We start from the raw sequence: 20,073 nt of genomic DNA on the forward strand, positions 1-20,073 counted from the left end.
AATTACAAAAAAATTTACAACTTTGTGACTTAGATAACTATATTGTTTCAAAAACAACTATCAATAGAATAAAATATTCCATTGGTTTTTGACGGCTCTAAGTATCAATTTTGGGTGTGATGTTTGTCTGAGTCTGGATTTGTGGCGGGGTTGCGGGCGTCAAAAAAGAAAAGTGATCAAGATAATTGATGAGAAAGCCCCACATAGTTAAGTTTGGGCGGGGCTCTCGCTATTTGATAGTCTGTTCTGTGAGCCGTTTTCTTTCACAGTGCATAAAAAATCAATACGGCAATACCACCGAATAATATCCATTTAATCAAATAATAGATCCTACGATTCCAGGCTTTCAACCGTTTCCCCACCTTGCGCACTGCATAGATGTATTTAAACATACGATTGACACCACCGGTACGATCCCCCTCTTCGTTGGGGGCAGTGGCTGCACTCATTAAATTGCGCCCCAACCAGTGGTTAATCCATTGCGCCCAGCGGTAACGCATTGGCCGCTCAATATCACAAAACAGGATCAGCCTATTCTGCCCACTCTGATTCTCGGCATAATGAATATAAGTTTCATCAAATAAAATGCCTTCACCGTCACGCCAACTGTAAGTGGTGCCATCAACATCAATAAAACAGCGGTCATCATTCGGGGTGATTAAACCAAGGTGATAACGTAAAGAACCGGCATAAGGATCACGATGCCGAGGCAGGCGGCTACCGTGCGGTAATTCAGCAAACATCGCTGCCTTTACCGAAGGTAATCCGCGTAATAACGAGGTGGTATAAGGGCAAAGTGTCATCGCCGAAGGATGGCTGTCTTCATACCATTTCAGATAAAAACGTTTCCAGCCAGTTTTAAAAAACGAATTAAAACCCGCATCATTATATTTATCCGATGCTTTGATTTGCTGGATTTCCATCAGCGCCTTACCTTCATCCCTGATTTGCTGCCAGTTTTCACGCAGCACGGTCAATTCAGGGAAAAGATCCTGCTTTAAATAGGGTGTGGTGGGTACCCGTGAAAACAGATACATAAACACATTGATGGGTGAAACAAATGTCGAATGATCTGAGAGCTGACGCCAGAACTTGTAGCGAACTTTGCCACGAAAATGCACATAGACTACACATAAGATAAAAACGAATAGCACTATATATTTCATGATGTCCTATCAAATAAATATGGTTGATAGTCAAATATTTAGTCTATATCGATTGAAATTTCCAACTTAAAAAAATAAAAAGTTATTACAACAAGTGACTAGTACCAACTTAGTAAGCAATAAATGTTTGAATATCACTGTCATTAACAGTGAAACATCCCGTAAAAATGCGGCCTGCTGGGAAGTCACTGCTGAGATCCCGTAATAGCTGCAACTCAAAACGCCCTGATGCCATGGAATAACTCAGGAAACGGGCCTCCAGGAAGTCAAAATAACGCCCTAGCTGTGGATACACTGCTTTAAATAGACTCTCTTTGGCTGAAAAAGCCAATGTCAGTAACTGGTTGAATACTAATGGGCCCTCCTGAAGGTCGCGGTACTCCTGCTCACTAAGGATTCCGGGCCATAGATCATTCGCCCTTTCAACGGCAATCAGGCTTTCAATATCTAGCCCAACACCGTGGACATGAGCACTTTCATCAGAATACTCTGTAGCCGGCGTTATAATTTGCGCAGTGCACAGAGCACGTTGGTTGTTATGACTGATGCTGCCAATCAAACCGGCGGGCCATAGTGGCGCGCGATCTAGCCCATTCGCCAACGGATAATTGCGTACTTCTAGCATATTCAGCACTTGTCGGGCGACAAAACGGCCCGCCAGGTATTCGGCACGCCGTTTTGCCACTGCTTTTTGTAAACTGCCGGGAAACGCAATGCCATAAACAGCAAACAGCTCATCCCGGTATTCATTGACATCAAAATCACATTTTGCCAACAGGCCGTGAAACAATGGCTGGCCATTTAAACCGCTGGCTGGCAGTGCGGCAAAGGTAAAGTTACGAATAAATACCGACGTCACGCGTTATCCTAATCATCTGGATTCATAGGCCTTTATAATAGTAGTTAACCCACAGCACCACAATATCCGAACCTATCCCGGTGGCTAAAACACATCAGTGAAAGCAAGTTGCTGCCAAAAGCCAAAACACCAATCCCATCAACAAATAACCCAATATGACTTAATTCATTATGAAATGTCACTTCACAATTATTGAAACGCAGTTCCTGACGTTTCTTTTTCTGTGACAATGGTCAATTTAAAAGAAAATGTAAACAGCTAGGTTAATTACCAGAGGGATAAAGGAATAACCTTTTTTTATATATTGATATATCCGTCAGGTTACAGGTTACAGATGCGCACCTGCTGCTTGAATTCTATTGGGTATATACCTATCCCATTATTAAAAATAATCCATTTTATCTTTTGTATAGCGACTTCTGGAGAACACTGAATGAAATTCCCAAAGCCTTTGCCCACACTGTGCCTGGCTATTTCTGCCATATTATTTAGTCAAATGGCCTCTGCTCAACAAATTAAAGCTGCCGATGTTCATCCCAAAGATTATCCTAATGTTGTTGCTGTTAAAAATATGGGCGACAAACTAAAGACCGCAACGGATGGTCGCCTGGAAATTAAAACATTCCCGGGTGGTGTCTTAGGTGATGAAAAGCAAATGATAGAACAGGCTCAAATGGGAGCAATTGATATTATTCGTGTTTCTATGACCCCTGTTGCCTCTATTCTGCCGGAGATCAGTGTCTTTACCCTGCCCTATATGTTCCGCGACGAAGACCATTTACATAAAGTTATTGATGGTCAAATCGGCCAAGAAATCGGTGATAAAATCACTAACAATAAGAACTCAAAATTGGTATTTCTCGGCTGGATGGATGCGGGTACCCGTAATCTGATTACCAAAGAACCGGTGGTTAAACCAGAAGATCTCAAAGGTATGAAAATCCGCGTTCAGGGCAGCCCGATTGCACTGGCTACCCTTAAAGCCATGGGTGCCAACTCACTCAGTATGGGCGTAAGCGAGGTATTCAGCGGGATGCAAACCGGGGTGATTGATGGTACCGAAAATAACGAACCGACCTTTATCGCCCATAATTATCTGCCGGTTGTCAAAAACTATACCCTGAGCGGCCATTTTATTATTCCTGAGCTGTTCCTTTATTCCAAAACCAAATGGGATAAATTATCTGCTGAAGATCAACAAACCATTCTGAAATTGGCCAAAGAAGCACAGGCTGAGCAGCGCGTATTATGGCAAGCCTATGTGCAGCAATCCCATGACAAAATGAAAACCGGTGGCGTGCAATATCATGAAATGGATCATGACTATTATTATAAAGCCACTCAACCTGTTCGTGATGAATTCGGTAAGGATCATCAAGAACTGATCAAGCAGATTGCAGCCGTGCAATAACATCTTTCCGACAGTATTAAATTTTTTAATACTACTGATATTTACCCAAGGTCATGGGTGTTGCAGCCAATGACCCTGGGTACACTGAGGTCTCCGCTATGGCTCGCTATTATCTATCAACGATGGATGCGTTATATCGCCTGTCGATCTGGGTCGCTGGTATTGCCTTAATCATTATGGTTGTAGTTATCCCTATGGGGATATTTGCCCGTTATGTCCAAAACGATGGCTTATCCTGGCCAGAACCCGTCGCCATATTATGTATGGTGACATTTACTTTTATTGGTGCTGCCGCCAGTTATCGATCTGGTTCACATATTGCCGTCAGTATGGTCACTGATCGGCTCTCTGAGACCGGTAAAAAAGTATGCCTGTTATTGGTTGATTTGCTGATGGTGCTGATAAGCCTGTTTATTTTGGTCTATAGCTACATTCTGTGTAGCGAGCTTTGGTCACAACCAGTGGCTGAGTTCCCATTACTGACAGCCGGACAAAGCTATATTCCTCTGCCAATCGGCTCCGCGATAACGCTGATGTTTATCATCGAGCGGCTATTTTTTGGCCCGCAGACCCACCGCCCGGTAGTGATGATCGGCAATTCATAATTTGGGGAACTTTGCCTTATGGACGCATTTATTTTAGTTTTTACGCTGGCAATCTTGCTGGCGATTGGTGTCCCGGTGGCTTATGCCGTCGGTTTAAGTGCCATCGCCGGGGCATTTTGGATTGATTTACCGTTGGAAGCGGTGATGATTCAAATCACCAGTGGCGTCAATAAATTCTCATTACTGGCCATTCCGTTCTTTATTCTGGCGGGGGCCATTATGGCCGAAGGTGGCATCGCACGGCGGCTGGTGAGTTTCGCCTATATTTTCGTTGGTTTCATCCGTGGTGGTTTGTCGCTAGTTAACATTGTCGCTTCAACATTTTTCGGTGCCATTTCAGGATCATCAGTGGCAGATACCGCCTCCATTGGCTCGGTAATGATCCCGGAAATGGATAAAAAAGGCTATCCGCGTGATTTTGCCGCCGCAGTCACCGCCAGTGGTTCAGTGCAGGCGATATTGACCCCACCCAGCCATAATTCGGTGATTTACTCACTGGCAACCGGCGGCACCGTATCCATCGCGGCGCTGTTTATTGCCGGGATTTTACCGGGCTTGCTGCTCAGTTTTACCCTGATGCTAATGTGTGTCGGCTTTGCCTATAAGCGAGGTTACCCTAAAGGTGAACGAGTGCCGTTCCGTCAGGCGCTTAAAATCTTTGTCGATACATTATGGGGGTTGATGACCGTGGTCATCATCATGGGAGGAATTCTTTCCGGGGTATTTACCGCCACAGAATCTGCCGCGATTGCCTGTTTGTGGTCATTCTTCGTCACTATGTTTATCTATCGCGACTATAAATGGTCCGAATTGCCTAAACTGATGTATCGCACAGTAAAAACTGTCACTATCGTGATGATTTTAATCGGTTTTGCCGCCAGTTTCGGCGCTATCATGACCTACATGCAGTTGCCTGAACGTATCACTGAATTCTTTACCTCGGTTTCTGATAACAAATACGTGATTCTGATGTGTATCAATATCATGCTGCTGCTGATTGGCACCTTAATGGATATGGCACCGCTGATTCTGATCCTAACACCGGTACTGATGCCAGTGACCAATTCATTAGGTATTGATCCGGTCCATTTCGGTATGATTATGTTGATCAATTTGGGGATTGGTCTGATCACCCCCCCGGTGGGGTCGGTGCTGTTTGTCGCCAGTGCGGTGAGTAAACAGAAGATTGAACAAGTGGTAAAAGCGATGTTGCCGTTCTACGGCGCACTGTTCCTGGTGCTGATGTTGGTCACTTATATTCCTGAAATATCCCTGTGGCTACCAAGGGTATTTGGCGTGTACACCGGCTGATAAAACGATAATCATGAGTCGGGCCGCTGACCGGCCCTTCTCACGGTTACTTTGTCATCAATACCACAGGCTCATGATTGGCCAGCCCACCAGTAGCAACATTGAGATGTAGAACACCCCCATGATGCCACCCAGCCGCCAGTAATCTTTCGATTTCACATAACCACAGCCATAGATAATCACACCAGGGCCAGTCGCATACGGCGTCAGGACACCCATGATCCCAATGGATAACACCAGCAGCATGGATAAATGCTCCATCGGCACACCACTTAAACCTTTACCGACTGCCAAAATAACCGGCAGCATGGTTGCCGTGTGGGCAGACAAGCTGGCAAACAGATAATGAGAGAAATAGAACACCAATACTAGCGCCACCACCGTCATATTCGGCGAGAAACCATCCAAATGGGTACTCATGGTATTGGCGAACCAATCAATGAAGCCCGACCGCGTTAAGCCATTGGCCATCACCACCAGTGTGGCCAGATTGACCAGCGTGTTCCAGGCACTTGAGTATTTAGTAATGTCTTTCCACGACACCACATGCAGTGCCAACATCAGGGATACTGCCAGCAACCCTACCGCCGTCGCATCGATGAATTTACCGCCAAACACCCATAAGCACAGGCTCAGCAGCACCAAACCAATCAGAATTGCTTCCTTGCGCGTTAACGCCCCCATCTCAGTCAGTGCTGTTTGCGCCCAAGCCGCTACCTCATCGCTTTTGGTCACGCCGGGTTTATACAACACATAAGAGAGCCAGGGTGCCACGATCAGTAAAATTAACCCAACGGGCAGGAACGCCAGGAACCACTGCATCCAGCCAATATGAACACCGGCAATTTTATTGACAAACTCAATACCCAGCACGTTAGGTGCCGCGCCAGTGACAAACATGGAGGAGCTGATACTGGTCCCGATCACCATCATCCACATTAGGTACCCACCGATACGCCGTGACGACGGATCATTGGGGAATGAGTCAAACAGGGGTGGCAGATTTTTTACTACCGGGAACACTGTCCCCCCGGTACGGGCAGTATTGGATGGTGTAAAGGGTGCCAACAGAATATCTATAATAACAATGGCATAACCCAACGTCAGGGTTCGTTTGCCCATGAATTTCACCATGAACAGGGCGATACGGCGGCCAAGTCCGGTGGCTTCATAACCCAGCGCAAAGATAAATGCCCCAAACACCAGCCAGACGGTGGTACTGGAGAACCCGGCCAGTCCCCATTTTAAAGACTCTTTACCGCCGTTAAAGCTGGCATCAGCCACTTCAGCCGCACTAAATAGCACCCAATCTGAACTCAGTACACATATCGTCACGGCGATAAAGCTTATCGCCGTGGCGGGGATCGGTTCTAAAATCATCCCAACAATCATGGCGACAAAAATCGCAAAATAGCGCCAGGCTTGAGGTGGCATTCCTTCCGGGGTGGGAATCAACAGCAGAACAGCCAGCACCACAAAAGGCGCGAGCGCTTTCCATAATTTCTCTTGCGACTTCAACATAGAGATACTCCTATAGCTGTTACTGGTTCAATAACAACGCTATTATTTTTGTGAGGGAGATGATGAGGGAACTGCGCCAGAAACCAGGTTAGGATCAGCAGGTCAGCACTGCCGCCGGGACTAAGGTTGCGAGCGATACATTGGGTATCAAACATTCGCACCCGCCTCAGGCTGAGAGGAGAACCCATCCCTGCCGATGCGAGTGAGGCCAGAATCTCTGTCGCCTGCTGTTGCAGCCATTGCAGCCCGGCCATACCACCACGGGACACCACATTGGTATCGCGGTTGACGGACATCAAAATCAGCAAGGTGTGCAATAAGGCATGGTCGGATTCCGCCCCGTTAACTAATAAGCGTTGGTAAGCGGGCAAGGCATAATTCAACACTGTAGCGAAGCCAGATTCGGCCTCGCCGCGTGCGCCGGTCAGGCCATAATGATAGAACAGCCGTTGGCCCGCCGTTTGTTGTGGATTGGATTGACGCAACTCACGCTCTGTCAGCCCAGAACACAGGCGCGCCGCCTCCTGGCAAATAGCATTAGCGCTAATCCATTCACCTCGCGCTTTCAGCCGCCCCAACGCACAGCAAATTAATCCCAGCGAAAAAACGCTACCTTTATGGGTATTCACCCCCCCGGTGGCGTGGAACATACTGTTTTCACACGCCAGTCCTAGCGGTCGCAGGCTGTTCAGTGCTGCCTGCCCACCAAGCTGAGCATGGTTGATACCCTGTTCTATAAAGCGCGGGAGCCACGGCGCAATAGCATCAGCACTGTGATAAAAATCGATCAGCGCCATATCCTTATGTGCACCACAATTGAAGCGATCCACCAGGCCCGGTTTCGGTGTCAGATTCACCTCTGCCAGCATGGCGTGATACGCCAGTGCACCATATTTTTTGGCAAAGTCAGAGGAGGCGGCAGGTGATTGAGCCGCCCTGTTGTCAGTGCGTTGCAGTTGTGGCATTGAGCATCAACTCCATCTGAACCAATAGTTGGTCAATACTGTGGGTTTGCGCGCGGGCACAGACATTGGCTGGACGGTGACAAAGCAGACAGCGGCGCGGCGCTAACCCCACATCACGGCGCGATAAGATTTGCCCCGATGCATCAAGCACATCGATATCCCATAACCGGCCCTGCGGGTGTTTTAGCTCAAGTAACAACGCGGCGTCCTTCACCTGTTCCGCAGGTAAATCCACCGCCATCAAACCTTCACAGCCGGTCGGCAGTGGAAAAATCTCTTGCTGCAACACTGGCCAACACTGCCGTTGACTTAGCGAGGTGATCGCCTGCCATGCCAATGCAAATAATTTGCGCGTCAATGGGTTATCTTTCACCGCACCGGGTGCCACCAACGTCAGTGAAATCAACGTCACCTGATGGCGAGCCAGCCACGCCTGTTGTCTGCTCTGACGGGACTCACGGCTGGTAAGCAACTCCGGTAAGCTGATGGGCCGATTGGCCGCTAACGCAGGAGAGAGTGTGTTCATCGCCTACTCCTGTATTTGATGCACAACGTCAATCACTGAGCCGTCGCGATAGCGCACCACCGCTACCACGCGATCAGTAAATGCAATAGGTTGTGGCACGCCAGTCAGTAGTAACGCGCGCTGATGCAGCCATTCGATGGTGACTACGGCTAAACCGGCTTGCTGTAAGCGTTCCGCCAATTCGGGCCGGGCTGGATTAACCGCAATACCATGATCGGTCACTAAAATATCGACACTGGAGCCGGGCGTCACACAGGTGGTGACGTCATTGACCAGCGTCGGGATCCGGCCACGAACCAAGGGAGCGACGATAATAGAGAGTCGGGCGGCGACCGCAGTATCGCAATGGCCGCCAGAGGCTCCGCGTAACACGCCATCCGAGCCGGTCAGTACATTGACGTTAAAACGGGTATCAATCTCCAGAGCACTGAGCACCACCACATCCAGTCGATCGACTGACGCACCTTTCGAACTAAAATTGGCGTATTGATTGGCACTGATTTCGATGTGACGTGGGTTACGGGCCAGTGAGGAGGCAGCCTGCCGGTCAAAGCTTTGCACATCCAACAACTTGGTAATCAGCCCTTTTTCGTGCAGTTCTACCATCGTTGAAGTAATGCCACCGAGGGCAAAAGCGGCAGTAATGTTGCGCCGCAGCATTTTATCCTCAAGGAAGCGCGTCACTGCCAGTGATGCCCCGCCAGTCCCGGTTTGCAAAGAAAATCCATCGACAAAATAGCCGGAACCGGCAATCACCTCGGCAGCTCGGCGGGCAATCAGTAACTCACGAGGATTGGAGGTCATTCGGGTGGTATCAGCACCGATCTTGTCGGCATCACCGACCTTTTCAACCTGTACAATCAGGTCAACTTGATCTTGGGTAATACTGGCCGGATGATGGGGATAGGTCACCACCGCTTCTGTCAGCAACACCACACAGTGTGCATAGTCTGCATCGACTTTGGCATAGCCCAACGAGCCACAACAGGCATTGCCGCTAAAGCCATTGGCGTTACCAAATTCATCACAGGCCGGTACGCCGATAAAGGCAATATCGATAGTCAGTTCGCCGGATTCAATCAGATTAACCCGGCCACCGTGGGAGTGAATCTGTACGGGTTTAGCCAGTAACCCGCGAGAGATTTCCTCTGCCAACGGCCCGCGCAGACCAGAGGTATAGATCTCACTGACCACCCCATTGCGGATATGATCCACCAGCGGTGAATGGCAGTCGCTCAGCGAACTGGAGGCCAGACGCAGATTTTTGAATCCCATGGCGGCAATGGTATCCATCACCAGATTCAGGGTTAAATCACCAGCACGAAAAGCATGGTGAAAGGAGATAGTCATGCCATCTTGCAACCCGCAACGGCGGATAACTGTCTCCAGTGAGTCGCATATTTTGATATCACGGGGTTTCTGCGCCTGTAAATTCGCTTTCGAGGTGTTTTGATACAGGTGGTACGCCGGGCCGTTATCCTGAGTGCGACTTAAACTTTCTACTCGTTGTTGCCTATTCATCTTTTATTCCTCACGCAGGCCACTGACCGCACGTTGCAAAACCAACCGTGCCCGTTCAATCACCGGGCTATCTACCATCTTGCCGTTCAGGGAGACCACCCCACGTCCTTCGGCTTCCGCCGCCGCCGCCGCATCGACCACTCGTTGTGCGTGCTGGACTTCCTTCTCGGTCGGGGCGTAGAGGTTATGTAGCAGTTCGATTTGCCGTGGGTTAATCAGCGATTTGCCATCAAAGCCCAGTTGTTTGATCAATGCGGCTTCCTGCAAAAAACCGGCCTCGTTGTTGGCATCGGAATAGACGGTATCGAAAGCCTGAATTCCAACAGCGCGGGCCGCCTGCAAAATTGAACAGCGCGCAAACAGCAGCTCAATACCTTCTGGTGAGCGCTCGGTACGCAAGTTACGCACATAGTCCTCTGCACCTAATGCAATCCCCATCAGGCGCGGAGATGCCTGTGCAATAGCCAGTGCCTGAGTAATCCCTTGTGCTGACTCAATCGCGGCCAGCAGACCTGTACTGCCAACGTCGCGGCCGCATTCCGACTCGATACGGCTGATCTCGCGCGCCATATCGGTCACATCTTGCGCACAGTCAGTTTTGGGCAGACGTACAATATCGGCCCCCCCTCGAACCACCGCTTCCAAATCGGCCAGTCCGTAGGCTGAGTCCAACGCATTGACTCGCACAATGGTTTCCACATCTTGATAAAGCGGGTGTTGCAAGGCGTGATAGACCAAACGTCGGGCGGCATCTTTTTCGCGCAGAATAACCGAGTCTTCCAGATCGAACATCAATGCATCAGCCTGATAAATAAAGGCATTACTTACCATTGCAGCATTAGCGCCGGGAACAAATAACATGCTGCGACGCATTCTGTTTTTCATTTCAGGTTTCATCACGATGCTCTCCATGGCAGAATTTTTTCGTCACTTGCCCTGAGTAGCGCGGTTTCCAACCGTGCCTGCAATACGCAATCCAGTGCGCCTTTATCGTCAATAATCAGTTGCACTCCGTTTACCCGATACTGTTCCAACAGCGCCAAAACGCTGTAACGAATAGCTTCACCAAACTGCTTATCCACACTGCTATGTATTTGCAGATCTATTTCGGGTGGATTTAATGGCGCAATGCGCACCATCACGTCGCTCGACTCCAGTGTTCCGGCGACGGCCTCTCTGATAATTTTCATTTTTCACCTGATTAACTTGTCTTCAAATTCGAGGTTGCTGATCTACGTATCTGCACCTATCTTTGCGCCCTGTTTTATTCGGCTAAAACAGGGCTGGATCCTTTGCTGAAGCTACCTTTTTTGCCCGCTGCGCCAGTAGGCGTTGTAGATAGTGGCAGGTGGCAGGGGGGACCAATTTACGAATGGTTTCGCCATCCCCCTGAGCCAGTAATTTGCGTACCCAAGAGGCAGAAATAGCGGTGTTGTGATATTTAAGGCGCTCAATTTCTACCAGTGAGATGGGGGGATAGACTAATAACGGGGTTTCCAGCCAGTAGCTCATGTCATGGTTATATTTGGCGGTCACGGTACAAAACGGTTCGGTACCAACAAAGCGGTGAGTGACACCCAATGCCGGGGCCAAATATTGACGGAATATCTTCAGATCGATTTCGGTATAGCAGTCATCGGCCACACCTTGATCTTTAATGAAATAACATGGGAAAGTGGCACGAGAGATCATATATTCCGAGCCAGGATGCACGGTAAGATTGGTAATATCCTCGGTGCCACTGAGCACTAATTGCAGGCGGTCTTCATAAGGGAAACGCGAGTTATCTTCTTTCACCAAAAACAGGTGCAACCAATCACACTGTGCCGCGGCCTGGCGGACTAAATATTGATGCCCACGGGTAAACGGATTGGCATTCATTACGATGCTGCCAATTTTTTGTCCCGGTTGGCGTAACTGGCTTAATTGTTTGGCATAACGCTGCAAGCGGCAGGCGCTATTTTCCATCAACACCACAATACCGGGGACACTGGCTATCGGATAAAAGCCACAGGCTTTAAATAAGTCTTCATTCTTGGTCTTGGTATAAATAAACAGATGGCTATGGTGACATTCATAGGCCAAATTGACCAGTTCGGTCGCCAGGGTCAGCGCCAATCCTTCCCCCCTAACCTGCTCACTGATTGCCACGCATTTGATAATATTGCCGGCAATCCCGCCACAGGCCACGAGTTGTTCATTACGGCTTACGGTAATAAATACGTCAACAGTGGTATCTATATTCAGATCGTTAGCACGCAAGAAACGTGTTATTTCTGCAATTTGCTGATGCTCTGAACGATTAATTTGACTAAATACCGTATCCATAATTCACTCTCTAGCATAACGTTTATATAACAAATAAAACACAAGTTAAACTCCCGATAATCAGGCAAGTCAAAGCGTGCGATTTAAATTAAAAATTCACATAAAAACAACAATATAAAATAACCATTTAAAAACTGATTTTTAATTTCAATTAATTTACGACCACATGCTAAACATAAAAATAGCGTGGTTAATTGACCTATTTCACATATAAGAGAGTAAATATAAGTTATTTAATGGTTTTAATTTCTTTAATTATTAATATTATTTTTTATTTCTCTTAGCTATTTAATTATTGCTTAAATTCACTTATGTTAATGCCTGTGCTAATGGTCCATATGTTAATTAAGGTGAGTAGCATGCCCAGTTCCTCTTCAGGTTCTTCCCCATTACGCAAATTAAAATGGCACGGTCTGAAATGGAGTCGCTTGAAGAATATTGCCTTCCCACTGCGTATATTTTTGCTGCTATTAACCGTCTCGATCATTTTGGTTGGTACACTTGATCGTTTTCTGAGCCACAGTTTTGAACAATATTTACTGGATCAGGTCAGTAAAACCGCGATGAATCAGGCCAAGATTATCGCCGCGATGGATTCGGTGGTGGATGCAGTAAAACGCCGCGATAAAGCTCAGTTAGCACAAATTGTGGGGCGGTTAGGTGATACCTCAGATCTTGATTATCTGGTGATTGGCGATACTCAGTCGATTCGTCTGTATCACCCTAATCCGCAAATGATTGGTTATCCGATGCAATGGACGAAACCCGGTGCGCTGGAACGAGGTGAAAGTTATATCATTTTCGGTAAAGGCTCGATGGGGGAAGCGATGCGGGCTAAAACCCCGATCCGCGACGAACACGGACAAATCATCGGGGTCGTTTCTCTGGGCTACCTCATCAGCAAGATTGACCACTGGCGACTCATTTATCTGCTGCCACTCACTCACTCGTTTATCATGGTGCTGATTGTATTGCTATTGCTGTCATGGCTGTTTGCACACCACATCCGCCGCCAAATGATGGGAATGGAGCCGAAAGAGATAGCGCGAGTATTACGCCAACAAGAAGCCTTGTTTGGTGCCGTATTTGAAGGGCTGCTGGCGGTTGATCCTGAGGGAAGGATCACTGCAATCAATCAAAATGCGCGTAAAATGCTGCACATCTCCGCCACACCACAACAGTTAATAGGTTGCAACGTCAGTGAAGTGGTCTCACCTGACCATTTCTTCCTCGATCAAACCGGTGATAACCGTCAGGATGAGCTATGTACCTTTAATGGCTTGAATACTATCGCCAATCGGGCGGGTATTTGGTCTGAAGAGGGGGTGTTTCAAGGCTGGGTGGTGAGCTTTCGTAGCCAGGATGATATTCATACTCTTAGCGTCCAACTGAGCCAGATTAAGCAATATGTCGAGAATCTACGCACGGTGCGCCATGAACACTTGAACTGGATGTCAACCATCAGTGGGTTATTGCAGATGAAAGAGTTTGATCGGGCACTTGAGATGGTAAAAACCGAGTCTTCATCCCATCAGGCTCTGATTGATATGTTACGCACCGCGTTCAGTAACCGGCAAATTGCCGCTTTACTCTTCGGTAAATACCACCGGGCCAAAGAGTTAGGGCTGAGCTTGAACTTTATTCCCGGTTGCCAGTTGGGCATACTGCCGCCCACCATCGGGGAGAACGAATTGGCTGCTATCATGGGGAATTTACTGGATAACGCTTTTGAGGCTAGCTTGAAGAACCCGGAATGCGATAAACAGGTTGAAATTTACCTTTCTGATGAAGGGGATAACTTGATTTTGGAGGTTGCCGACCACGGTTGCGGTATCGATCCGCAACTGCAAGATAGCTTATTCGAACGCGGTATCAGCTCTAAAAATTCAGACGAACACGGGATCGGCCTGTACCTGGTAGCCACCTATGTTCAGCAAAGTGGCGGCACCATTACGATAGAAGAAAATCCGCCGCGCGGCACCTTATTTACGGTCTTTATTCCGAAGACGCGTTGATCTCAAAGATGAGGAGATCCCATGGAATGGCTTAATATTTTAGTGGTAGAAGACGAAACACCGCTGGCAGAGATGCATGCAGAATTTATCAAACAAAGCAGCTATTGCCACGAAGTTTGGCTCGCGGGTAATTTGCAACAAGCCCGCAGCATGGTGATGCGTTTCAAGCCTGATTTAATTTTGCTGGATAACTATCTGCCCGATGGTAGTGGCCTGGAATTACTGCGTGAGATGACCTTACAGGGTTTCTCTGGTGGCATTATTTTCGTCACTGCGGCCAGCGATAGTGAGACGGTATCTGAAGCAATCCGTTATGGGGTTTTTGATTACCTGATTAAACCGGTAGCCTATGAGCGGTTGGAGCAGTCATTAGCCCGTTACAGCCACCGCCATCAGGTATTACAAGATGGTACCAAGGTTAATCAGCGCCAGATCGATGAAATGTATAATACCTATGCCCGTGGTGAACAGAAAGTGACGCTACCATTAGGCATAGACCAGATGACATTGGACAAAATCCAAACCCTATTCAGTGATAACATGGCGGAGTACACCGCAGAAACTGTCGCCCAGGTTCTGGGATTAAGCCGTACCACGGCACGCCGTTATCTGGAGTTCTGTGCCACTAATCAGGCCCTACAGGCAGAAATTATTTATGGCAAGGTGGGTCGGCCACAGCGGATTTATCGCAGTAAAAAATCAGCGTAGTTGACACAGCTCCCCACTCGACAGCAAAGGCGTTCCACCGTCAATCACGTGGAGCGCTTCATTTCTCAGATAATAATTGCCTAGTTAATAATCAGATTTTTCCTGCATCTGTTAAGCCTCTAACATTTTTGATAACAATTATTGCTACAACAAAGATTGATGAGCATCATGCAGGCTAGGTTCCGTAATACAGAAAAATCATGATTAATGTTGCATTGATAGATGACCATATTGTCGTCCGCTCTGGGTTTGCCCAACTGCTCTCGCTGGAAAAAGATATTCGCATTATTGGTGAATATGGTTCGGCAGCGCAGGCGTGGGCCGAACTACCGAATATCGATGTGCATGTTACCGTTATGGATATTTCGATGCCGGATGAAAGCGGGCTAAGTCTGCTCAAACGTCTGCGTCAAACCATGCCTCATTTTCGCGCAATTATTCTGAGTATTTATGACACCACCGCCTTTGTGCAAAGTGCGATGGATGCGGGTGCCAGCGGCTATCTGACTAAACGCTGTGGCCCGGATGAATTGGTTCAGGCGCTGCGGACGGTCAATGGCGGCGGCCTCTATCTGTGTGCTGACGCACTGCGAGCACTGCGTTATATACCACAACATCCGCCACAACTGGCAATATTAACGCCACGCGAGAAAGAGGTTTTCCAATTGTTAATCAATGGAATCAGTGTTAAATCCATTGCCGAGCAATTGTCACTCAGCCACAAAACCGTCCACGTCCATCGAGCCAATATTCTGGGCAAACTCAACTGTGAAACCACTGTCGAACTGGTGCATTTTGCCCTACAGCATCAGTTGTTGGCAGGTAATTAAGTATGTTACAGCTACGGTCGGTGGGGCTATCGCTGTTTCTGACCATCTTCTACTCTCTGAGTTGGCTCGCCCTGTGGACCATCAGTTTTTATCTCAGTAATGACGGCTTACACGCCGTTTTACTGCTGCCGCAAGGGCTACGGCTGGCCTTAATGATTCTGCTACCCCGCCGTTATTGGCCGGTACTGCTGCTGGCCGAATCTGGGATGTTGTGGTGGTTGTATAGCGAAAAGTTGCAAGTTACTGCCTTAATTGTGCTTTCATCGGCGCTGAGTTTATTGCCCGCCTGGCTGAGTCAACGTTTCTGGCATCACTACACCCTTTATTGGCAACGGCTGTTACTTTTACTCACTGCGGTGACGGGCAACAGCTTACTGCACGGCTTCGTACTGGGTTTTTGGCTGCCTTTATCGTTAACGCAGACCCTGCTTGCCACCTTTACCGGCGGTATTTTGCTAGTCCCCTTTACCTATCTTATCTATGAATATTTAAAGCAGCAGCACATCCGTAACCTGTTTTCCCAACAGATGCCCGATCCGCCGCTGCGTACCTCGCTACTGATTTGGTGCTCGCTTATTTTTGCCATTGGCGTGTGTATACAGGTTGCTATTACGCCGAATATGGAGCGCCTGTTGCTGATTTTTGTTTTTCTACCCAATGTGTTTATGGCTTACAAATTCGGTTGGCAAGGGGGGGTATTGGCTGCGGTATTAGGCAGCCTGATGATAACAGTCACCCGTCAGGCCAGTGGCGCTTTTCATGACCTGTCGGAACTGGAGCTGTTCCTCTCGACCCAGGCCTTACTGGGAATGACATTAGGTATCGCCATCAGCCGCCAACAGCAACTGACCCAACATCTGCACCGTTACCGCAATCAGTTAGAACAAGAACTGCAAACCCGCCGTAAGCTGATGGAACGGTTGGTGCATACCGAGGAGGATGTGCGCAAAGAGATCGCACGCGAATTGCATGATGAAATTGGCCAGAATATCACCGCAATTCAAATCCAGGCGATGTTAGTCAACCGCAGCGCCCCCTCTGCGGCAGCGCAATCCGCAGCAAATCAGATAAGTACCCTGTCGCAACGTATTCATCAAACCACGCGCCAACTGTTACGCCAGTTACGTCCGCCAGTTCTGGATGAAATGCCGCTGGATCAAGCACTGCACCATCTGGCTGAAGAATTTGCTTTTGCCGAGCAAGGTATCAACTTCCAACTGGATTATGCGCTGCCACCCGACCCTGGTGAAGATGCGGTGATATTCACCCTGTATCGACTGGTGCAGGAGTTATTGAACAATATTAATAAGCATGCCAAGGCTCGCAATATTCATGTCAGCCTGCGCATCGGTAACAATATCATCACGCTGGACGTGCGCGATGATGGCATGGGTATTCCGGTGCAACCGCCAGGAGGTGGTTTTGGCCTGCGTGGCATTGAAGAACGGGTGCGCGCACTGGGGGGAGACTGGTTACTGCAACGCCGGTTAGGTACCCGGGTGGTGGTCAATCTACCCACTCACGTCCGCAGTAATGACACTGTGAACCTGCCCACAAAATTGAATCAAAAGTCTTCATAAATAAGCATTATTCCTAGCCGCCTAAAACCTTGTCTCATCTCTTTCACTTTCACCTTCCCTACACTCAACTCACTTACTGGAGGAATCCATGCCTGCATCGCACACGTCGTCGAAGACTTTACCCCCCGAGCCTTTGACGCCGGAACAGGTGAATGCGCGTTATCGCTATTGGCGGCCGCGCCTGATGGCCGCCATGGTGATGGGTTACGCCGCTTTTTATTTAACGCGTAAAAGTGTCAATTACGCGATGCCAGTGATGCAACTGGAACTGGGGTTGGACAAAGGGGATATCGGCTTACTCGGCACCCTGTTTTACCTGGCTTACGGCGGTTCTAAATTTGTCTCCGGTATCGTCAGCGACCGGACTCAAGCCCGCTGGATTATGGGTATCGGCCTGATGATGACCGGGGTGCTGAATGTGGTGTTCACCCTATGCCACACCCTACCCGCACTGTTAATTGTGTGGACCTTGAATGGCTTCTTTCAAGGATGGGGCTGGCCGCCATGCGCCAAATTGCTCAGCACATGGTATTCACGCAGTGAACGCGGTAGCTGGTGGGGATGCTGGAATACCTCTATCAGCATCGGGGGGGCAGCAGTGCCTCTGCTGTCTGCCTTTCTGGCCTCGCACTATGGCTGGCAAGCCGCACTACTGGTACCGGGTGCGATAGGCATCGTATTAGGGATTTGGCTGTGCTGGCAGTTGTGCGATAAGCCGCAACAGCAAGGTTTGCCGACTATCGGCCAATGGCGGCGCGATCCACAGGATCAATGGCAGGAGCAACAAAGCCCGCCGATGCCGATGGGGCGTATTTTACGTGATGCCATTTTAGGTAATCGCACCATCTGGTTGCTGGGGGTCTCTTATGTGCTGGTCTATTTGATCCGCATTGCTCTCAACGACTGGGGCAATATCTGGCTGGCGGAGAGCCATGGAGTCAATTTGCTCAGTGCCAATGCCACGTTATCGCTATTTGAGTTAGGTGGATTATTTGGCGCGCTGTTTGCTGGCTGGGGATCAGATCTGTTATTTCGTGGTCAGCGGGCACCGATGATTTTGTTATTCGCGCTGGGGTTATTTCTGACTATGACCGCGCTGTGGTTGGCACCGGTACATAACTATCCGCTGCTGTCAGTGACGTTTTTCAGTATCGGTTTTTTTGTTTTCGGGCCGCAAATGCTGATTGGATTGGCGGCAACGGAATATACCCATAAAGACGCCGCCGGTACGGTCACGGGATTTCTCGGATTATTTGCCTACCTCGGTGCAGCACTCGCGGGATGGCCACTGGCGCAAGTATTGCAACATTATGGCTGGCAAGGTTTTTTTGCCTTACTGACGCTGGCATCAGCCGGAGTTGGGTTGCTATTAATGCCGCTATTAATGACCGGTATGAATTTGTCGGGGTTGGAACCCGCGCAAAAGAGATTCGCCCCACAAGATAAAGATAATCTTTAGCCCGCAATGGAGCGCAGGTGAGTAGTACCTAAAAAAGAAAATAAAACAGTACGTTACGTGAAGTCAGCACGATCTCGCCCCTACAACATCAGCCCGACCTGTCACCCCGTATCGGCGACAAAAAGGGATAAAAGGATAATGTTATGAAACTCGCACCACTCTCAGTTCTGATTGCCGCCGGCCTCACCCTGAGCGCCTTGACTACTGTCGCCAAAGCCGAAGGCCGTCTGGTGATTTATTGCAGTGCCACCAATGCGATGTGTGAAGAAGAAGCCAAAGCCTTTGGGGCAAAATACGATGTAAAAACCAGCTTTATTCGTAATGGTTCCGGCAGCACGCTGGCCAAAGTGGATGCTGAGAAAAAGAACCCGCAGGCCGATGTTTGGTATGGCGGTACTCTGGATCCACAATCTCAAGCGGGTGAAATGGACCTGCTCTATCCTTACCAGTCACCTAATCTGGCGCAAATCATGCCGCAGTTCCGTGATCCGGCCAAACGCAAAGGTAACTACTCTTCAGCGGTTTACATCGGCATTTTAGGCATGGGCGTGAATACCGACCGCTTGAAAGAAAAAGGTCTGCCAGAGCCAAAATGTTGGAAAGACCTGACCAACCCAGTTTACAAAGGTGAAATTCAAATTGCTGATCCGCAAAGCTCCGGTACCGCCTACACCGCGTTGGCAACTTTTTCACAATTATGGGGTGAAGATGCCGCCTTCGATTACCTGAAAAAACTGAATGCCAACGTGTCGCAATACACCAAATCCGGTATTGCCCCGGCCCGGAATGCTGCCCGTGGCGAAACCACAATTGGTATTGGCTTCCTGCACGACTACTCACTGGAAAAAGAGAAAGGCGCACCGTTGAAATTGATCTCGCCATGTGAGGGTTCCGGCTATGAAATCGGCGGAGTCAGTATCCTAAAGGGTGCTCGTAATCTGGATAATGCCAAGTTATTTGTTGATTGGGTGTTGTCAAAAGAGGCACAAGAACTGGCATGGCAGAAGGGCCAGTCCTACCAGATTCTGACCAATACCACGGCGGCAACCTCACCTAACTCGCTCAAGTTGGATGATCTGAAGCTGATTAACTACGACATGGACACTTATGGTGCCACAGAAATGCGCAAGAAGCTGATCACCAAGTGGGTCAACGACGTCAAGATGGGCCAATAAAAGCCCACAAAGGACTCCGACTCATATAAATAATTTATTTCTATAACCGAGTCATTGGCGTTACAGCAAGTGAATAACAGATCGGTCGGGGAC

General features: G+C 48.6%; 18 protein-coding genes. 9 read left to right on the top strand and 9 right to left on the bottom strand.

Features of this window, described 5'->3' with window-relative positions; all coding sequences use genetic code 11:
* Positions 1 to 263: 263 nt before the first annotated feature.
* Both lpxO and V1956_RS16240 read right to left on the bottom strand, forming a co-directional pair.
* Entirely contained in the window at positions 264 to 1,166 is a 903-nt protein-coding gene (lpxO, locus tag V1956_RS16235) for a lipid A hydroxylase LpxO (RefSeq protein ID WP_372558572.1), read from the bottom strand.
* 109 nt (positions 1,167 to 1,275) lie between these two features.
* Positions 1,276 to 2,025, bottom strand: coding sequence for a 4'-phosphopantetheinyl transferase family protein (locus V1956_RS16240; RefSeq protein ID WP_372558571.1), 750 nt, complete (start codon positions 2,023 to 2,025; stop codon positions 1,276 to 1,278).
* A 433-nt stretch (positions 2,026 to 2,458) separates the two neighbouring features.
* Between V1956_RS16240 and V1956_RS16245 the strand changes: the two genes are divergently transcribed.
* The 3 genes from V1956_RS16245 to V1956_RS16255 all read left to right on the top strand — a co-directional run bounded on the left by V1956_RS16245 (position 2,459) and on the right by V1956_RS16255 (position 5,352).
* Complete coding sequence (locus tag V1956_RS16245) at positions 2,459 to 3,436, top strand: TRAP transporter substrate-binding protein (protein WP_442825347.1); 978 nt, start codon at positions 2,459 to 2,461, stop codon at positions 3,434 to 3,436.
* 98 nt (positions 3,437 to 3,534) lie between these two features.
* Complete coding sequence (locus tag V1956_RS16250) at positions 3,535 to 4,041, top strand: TRAP transporter small permease (protein ID WP_083159210.1); 507 nt, start codon at positions 3,535 to 3,537, stop codon at positions 4,039 to 4,041.
* An 18-nt stretch (positions 4,042 to 4,059) separates the two neighbouring features.
* Positions 4,060 to 5,352 carry a TRAP transporter large permease gene (locus V1956_RS16255; RefSeq protein ID WP_019080904.1) on the top strand — a complete coding sequence of 431 codons (1,293 nt, stop codon included), beginning with the start codon at positions 4,060 to 4,062 and terminating at the stop codon, positions 5,350 to 5,352.
* 57 nt (positions 5,353 to 5,409) lie between these two features.
* Here V1956_RS16255 and V1956_RS16260 read toward each other — a convergent pair whose 3' ends face one another.
* The 7 genes from V1956_RS16260 to citC all read right to left on the bottom strand — a co-directional run bounded on the left by V1956_RS16260 (position 5,410) and on the right by citC (position 12,213).
* Positions 5,410 to 6,873 carry an anion permease gene (locus tag V1956_RS16260; RefSeq protein WP_083159211.1) on the bottom strand — a complete coding sequence of 488 codons (1,464 nt, stop codon included), beginning with the start codon at positions 6,871 to 6,873 and terminating at the stop codon, positions 5,410 to 5,412.
* Positions 6,867 to 7,838, bottom strand: coding sequence for a triphosphoribosyl-dephospho-CoA synthase CitG (citG, locus tag V1956_RS16265; protein WP_442825348.1), 972 nt, complete (start codon positions 7,836 to 7,838; stop codon positions 6,867 to 6,869). Before citG ends, V1956_RS16260 begins: the two co-directional genes overlap by 7 nt.
* Positions 7,816 to 8,364 carry a citrate lyase holo-[acyl-carrier protein] synthase gene (citX, locus tag V1956_RS16270; RefSeq protein WP_372558567.1) on the bottom strand — a complete coding sequence of 183 codons (549 nt, stop codon included), beginning with the start codon at positions 8,362 to 8,364 and terminating at the stop codon, positions 7,816 to 7,818. Before citX ends, citG begins: the two co-directional genes overlap by 23 nt.
* A gap of 3 nt (positions 8,365 to 8,367) precedes the next feature.
* Positions 8,368 to 9,885, bottom strand: coding sequence for a citrate lyase subunit alpha (citF, locus tag V1956_RS16275; RefSeq protein ID WP_372558566.1), 1,518 nt, complete (start codon positions 9,883 to 9,885; stop codon positions 8,368 to 8,370).
* Positions 9,886 to 9,888: 3 nt separating this feature from the next.
* On the bottom strand, positions 9,889 to 10,782 hold the full coding sequence (gene citE / locus V1956_RS16280; RefSeq protein WP_372559871.1) for a citrate (pro-3S)-lyase subunit beta: 894 nt from the start codon (positions 10,780 to 10,782) through the stop codon (positions 9,889 to 9,891).
* The gene (gene citD / locus V1956_RS16285; protein ID WP_420071985.1) at positions 10,782 to 11,075 is read right to left on the bottom strand and encodes a citrate lyase acyl carrier protein; all 294 of its coding nucleotides are present in this window, start codon (positions 11,073 to 11,075) and stop codon (positions 10,782 to 10,784) included. The genes citE and citD overlap by 1 nt, the downstream gene beginning before the upstream one ends.
* A gap of 82 nt (positions 11,076 to 11,157) precedes the next feature.
* Positions 11,158 to 12,213 carry a [citrate (pro-3S)-lyase] ligase gene (gene citC, locus V1956_RS16290; RefSeq protein WP_420075154.1) on the bottom strand — a complete coding sequence of 352 codons (1,056 nt, stop codon included), beginning with the start codon at positions 12,211 to 12,213 and terminating at the stop codon, positions 11,158 to 11,160.
* Between the two features lie 338 nt (positions 12,214 to 12,551).
* On the opposite strand from citC, the gene dpiB reads away from it, so the two are divergent.
* From dpiB to V1956_RS16320, 6 genes are all read left to right on the top strand, one after another.
* Complete coding sequence (gene dpiB / locus V1956_RS16295) at positions 12,552 to 14,228, top strand: sensor histidine kinase DpiB (RefSeq protein ID WP_372558563.1); 1,677 nt, start codon at positions 12,552 to 12,554, stop codon at positions 14,226 to 14,228.
* 21 nt (positions 14,229 to 14,249) lie between these two features.
* Positions 14,250 to 14,936 carry a two-component response regulator DpiA gene (gene dpiA / locus V1956_RS16300; protein ID WP_420075110.1) on the top strand — a complete coding sequence of 229 codons (687 nt, stop codon included), beginning with the start codon at positions 14,250 to 14,252 and terminating at the stop codon, positions 14,934 to 14,936.
* 200 nt (positions 14,937 to 15,136) lie between these two features.
* The gene (locus V1956_RS16305; RefSeq protein ID WP_083159218.1) at positions 15,137 to 15,766 is read left to right on the top strand and encodes a response regulator; all 630 of its coding nucleotides are present in this window, start codon (positions 15,137 to 15,139) and stop codon (positions 15,764 to 15,766) included.
* 2 nt (positions 15,767 to 15,768) lie between these two features.
* Positions 15,769 to 17,346 (top strand): MASE1 domain-containing sensor histidine kinase, encoded by a 1,578-nt coding sequence (locus V1956_RS16310; RefSeq protein WP_372558561.1) that lies wholly within the window; start codon positions 15,769 to 15,771, stop codon positions 17,344 to 17,346.
* An 88-nt stretch (positions 17,347 to 17,434) separates the two neighbouring features.
* Positions 17,435 to 18,805 carry an MFS transporter family glucose-6-phosphate receptor UhpC gene (gene uhpC, locus V1956_RS16315; RefSeq protein ID WP_420072055.1) on the top strand — a complete coding sequence of 457 codons (1,371 nt, stop codon included), beginning with the start codon at positions 17,435 to 17,437 and terminating at the stop codon, positions 18,803 to 18,805.
* 143 nt (positions 18,806 to 18,948) lie between these two features.
* Positions 18,949 to 19,980, top strand: coding sequence for an ABC transporter substrate-binding protein (locus tag V1956_RS16320; RefSeq protein ID WP_372558559.1), 1,032 nt, complete (start codon positions 18,949 to 18,951; stop codon positions 19,978 to 19,980).
* The last annotated feature ends 93 nt before the right edge of the window (positions 19,981 to 20,073 follow it).

It is taken from the genome of Yersinia sp. 2540 StPb PI (assembly GCF_052217165.1).
Lineage (GTDB): Bacteria > Pseudomonadota > Gammaproteobacteria > Enterobacterales > Enterobacteriaceae > Yersinia > Yersinia enterocolitica_E.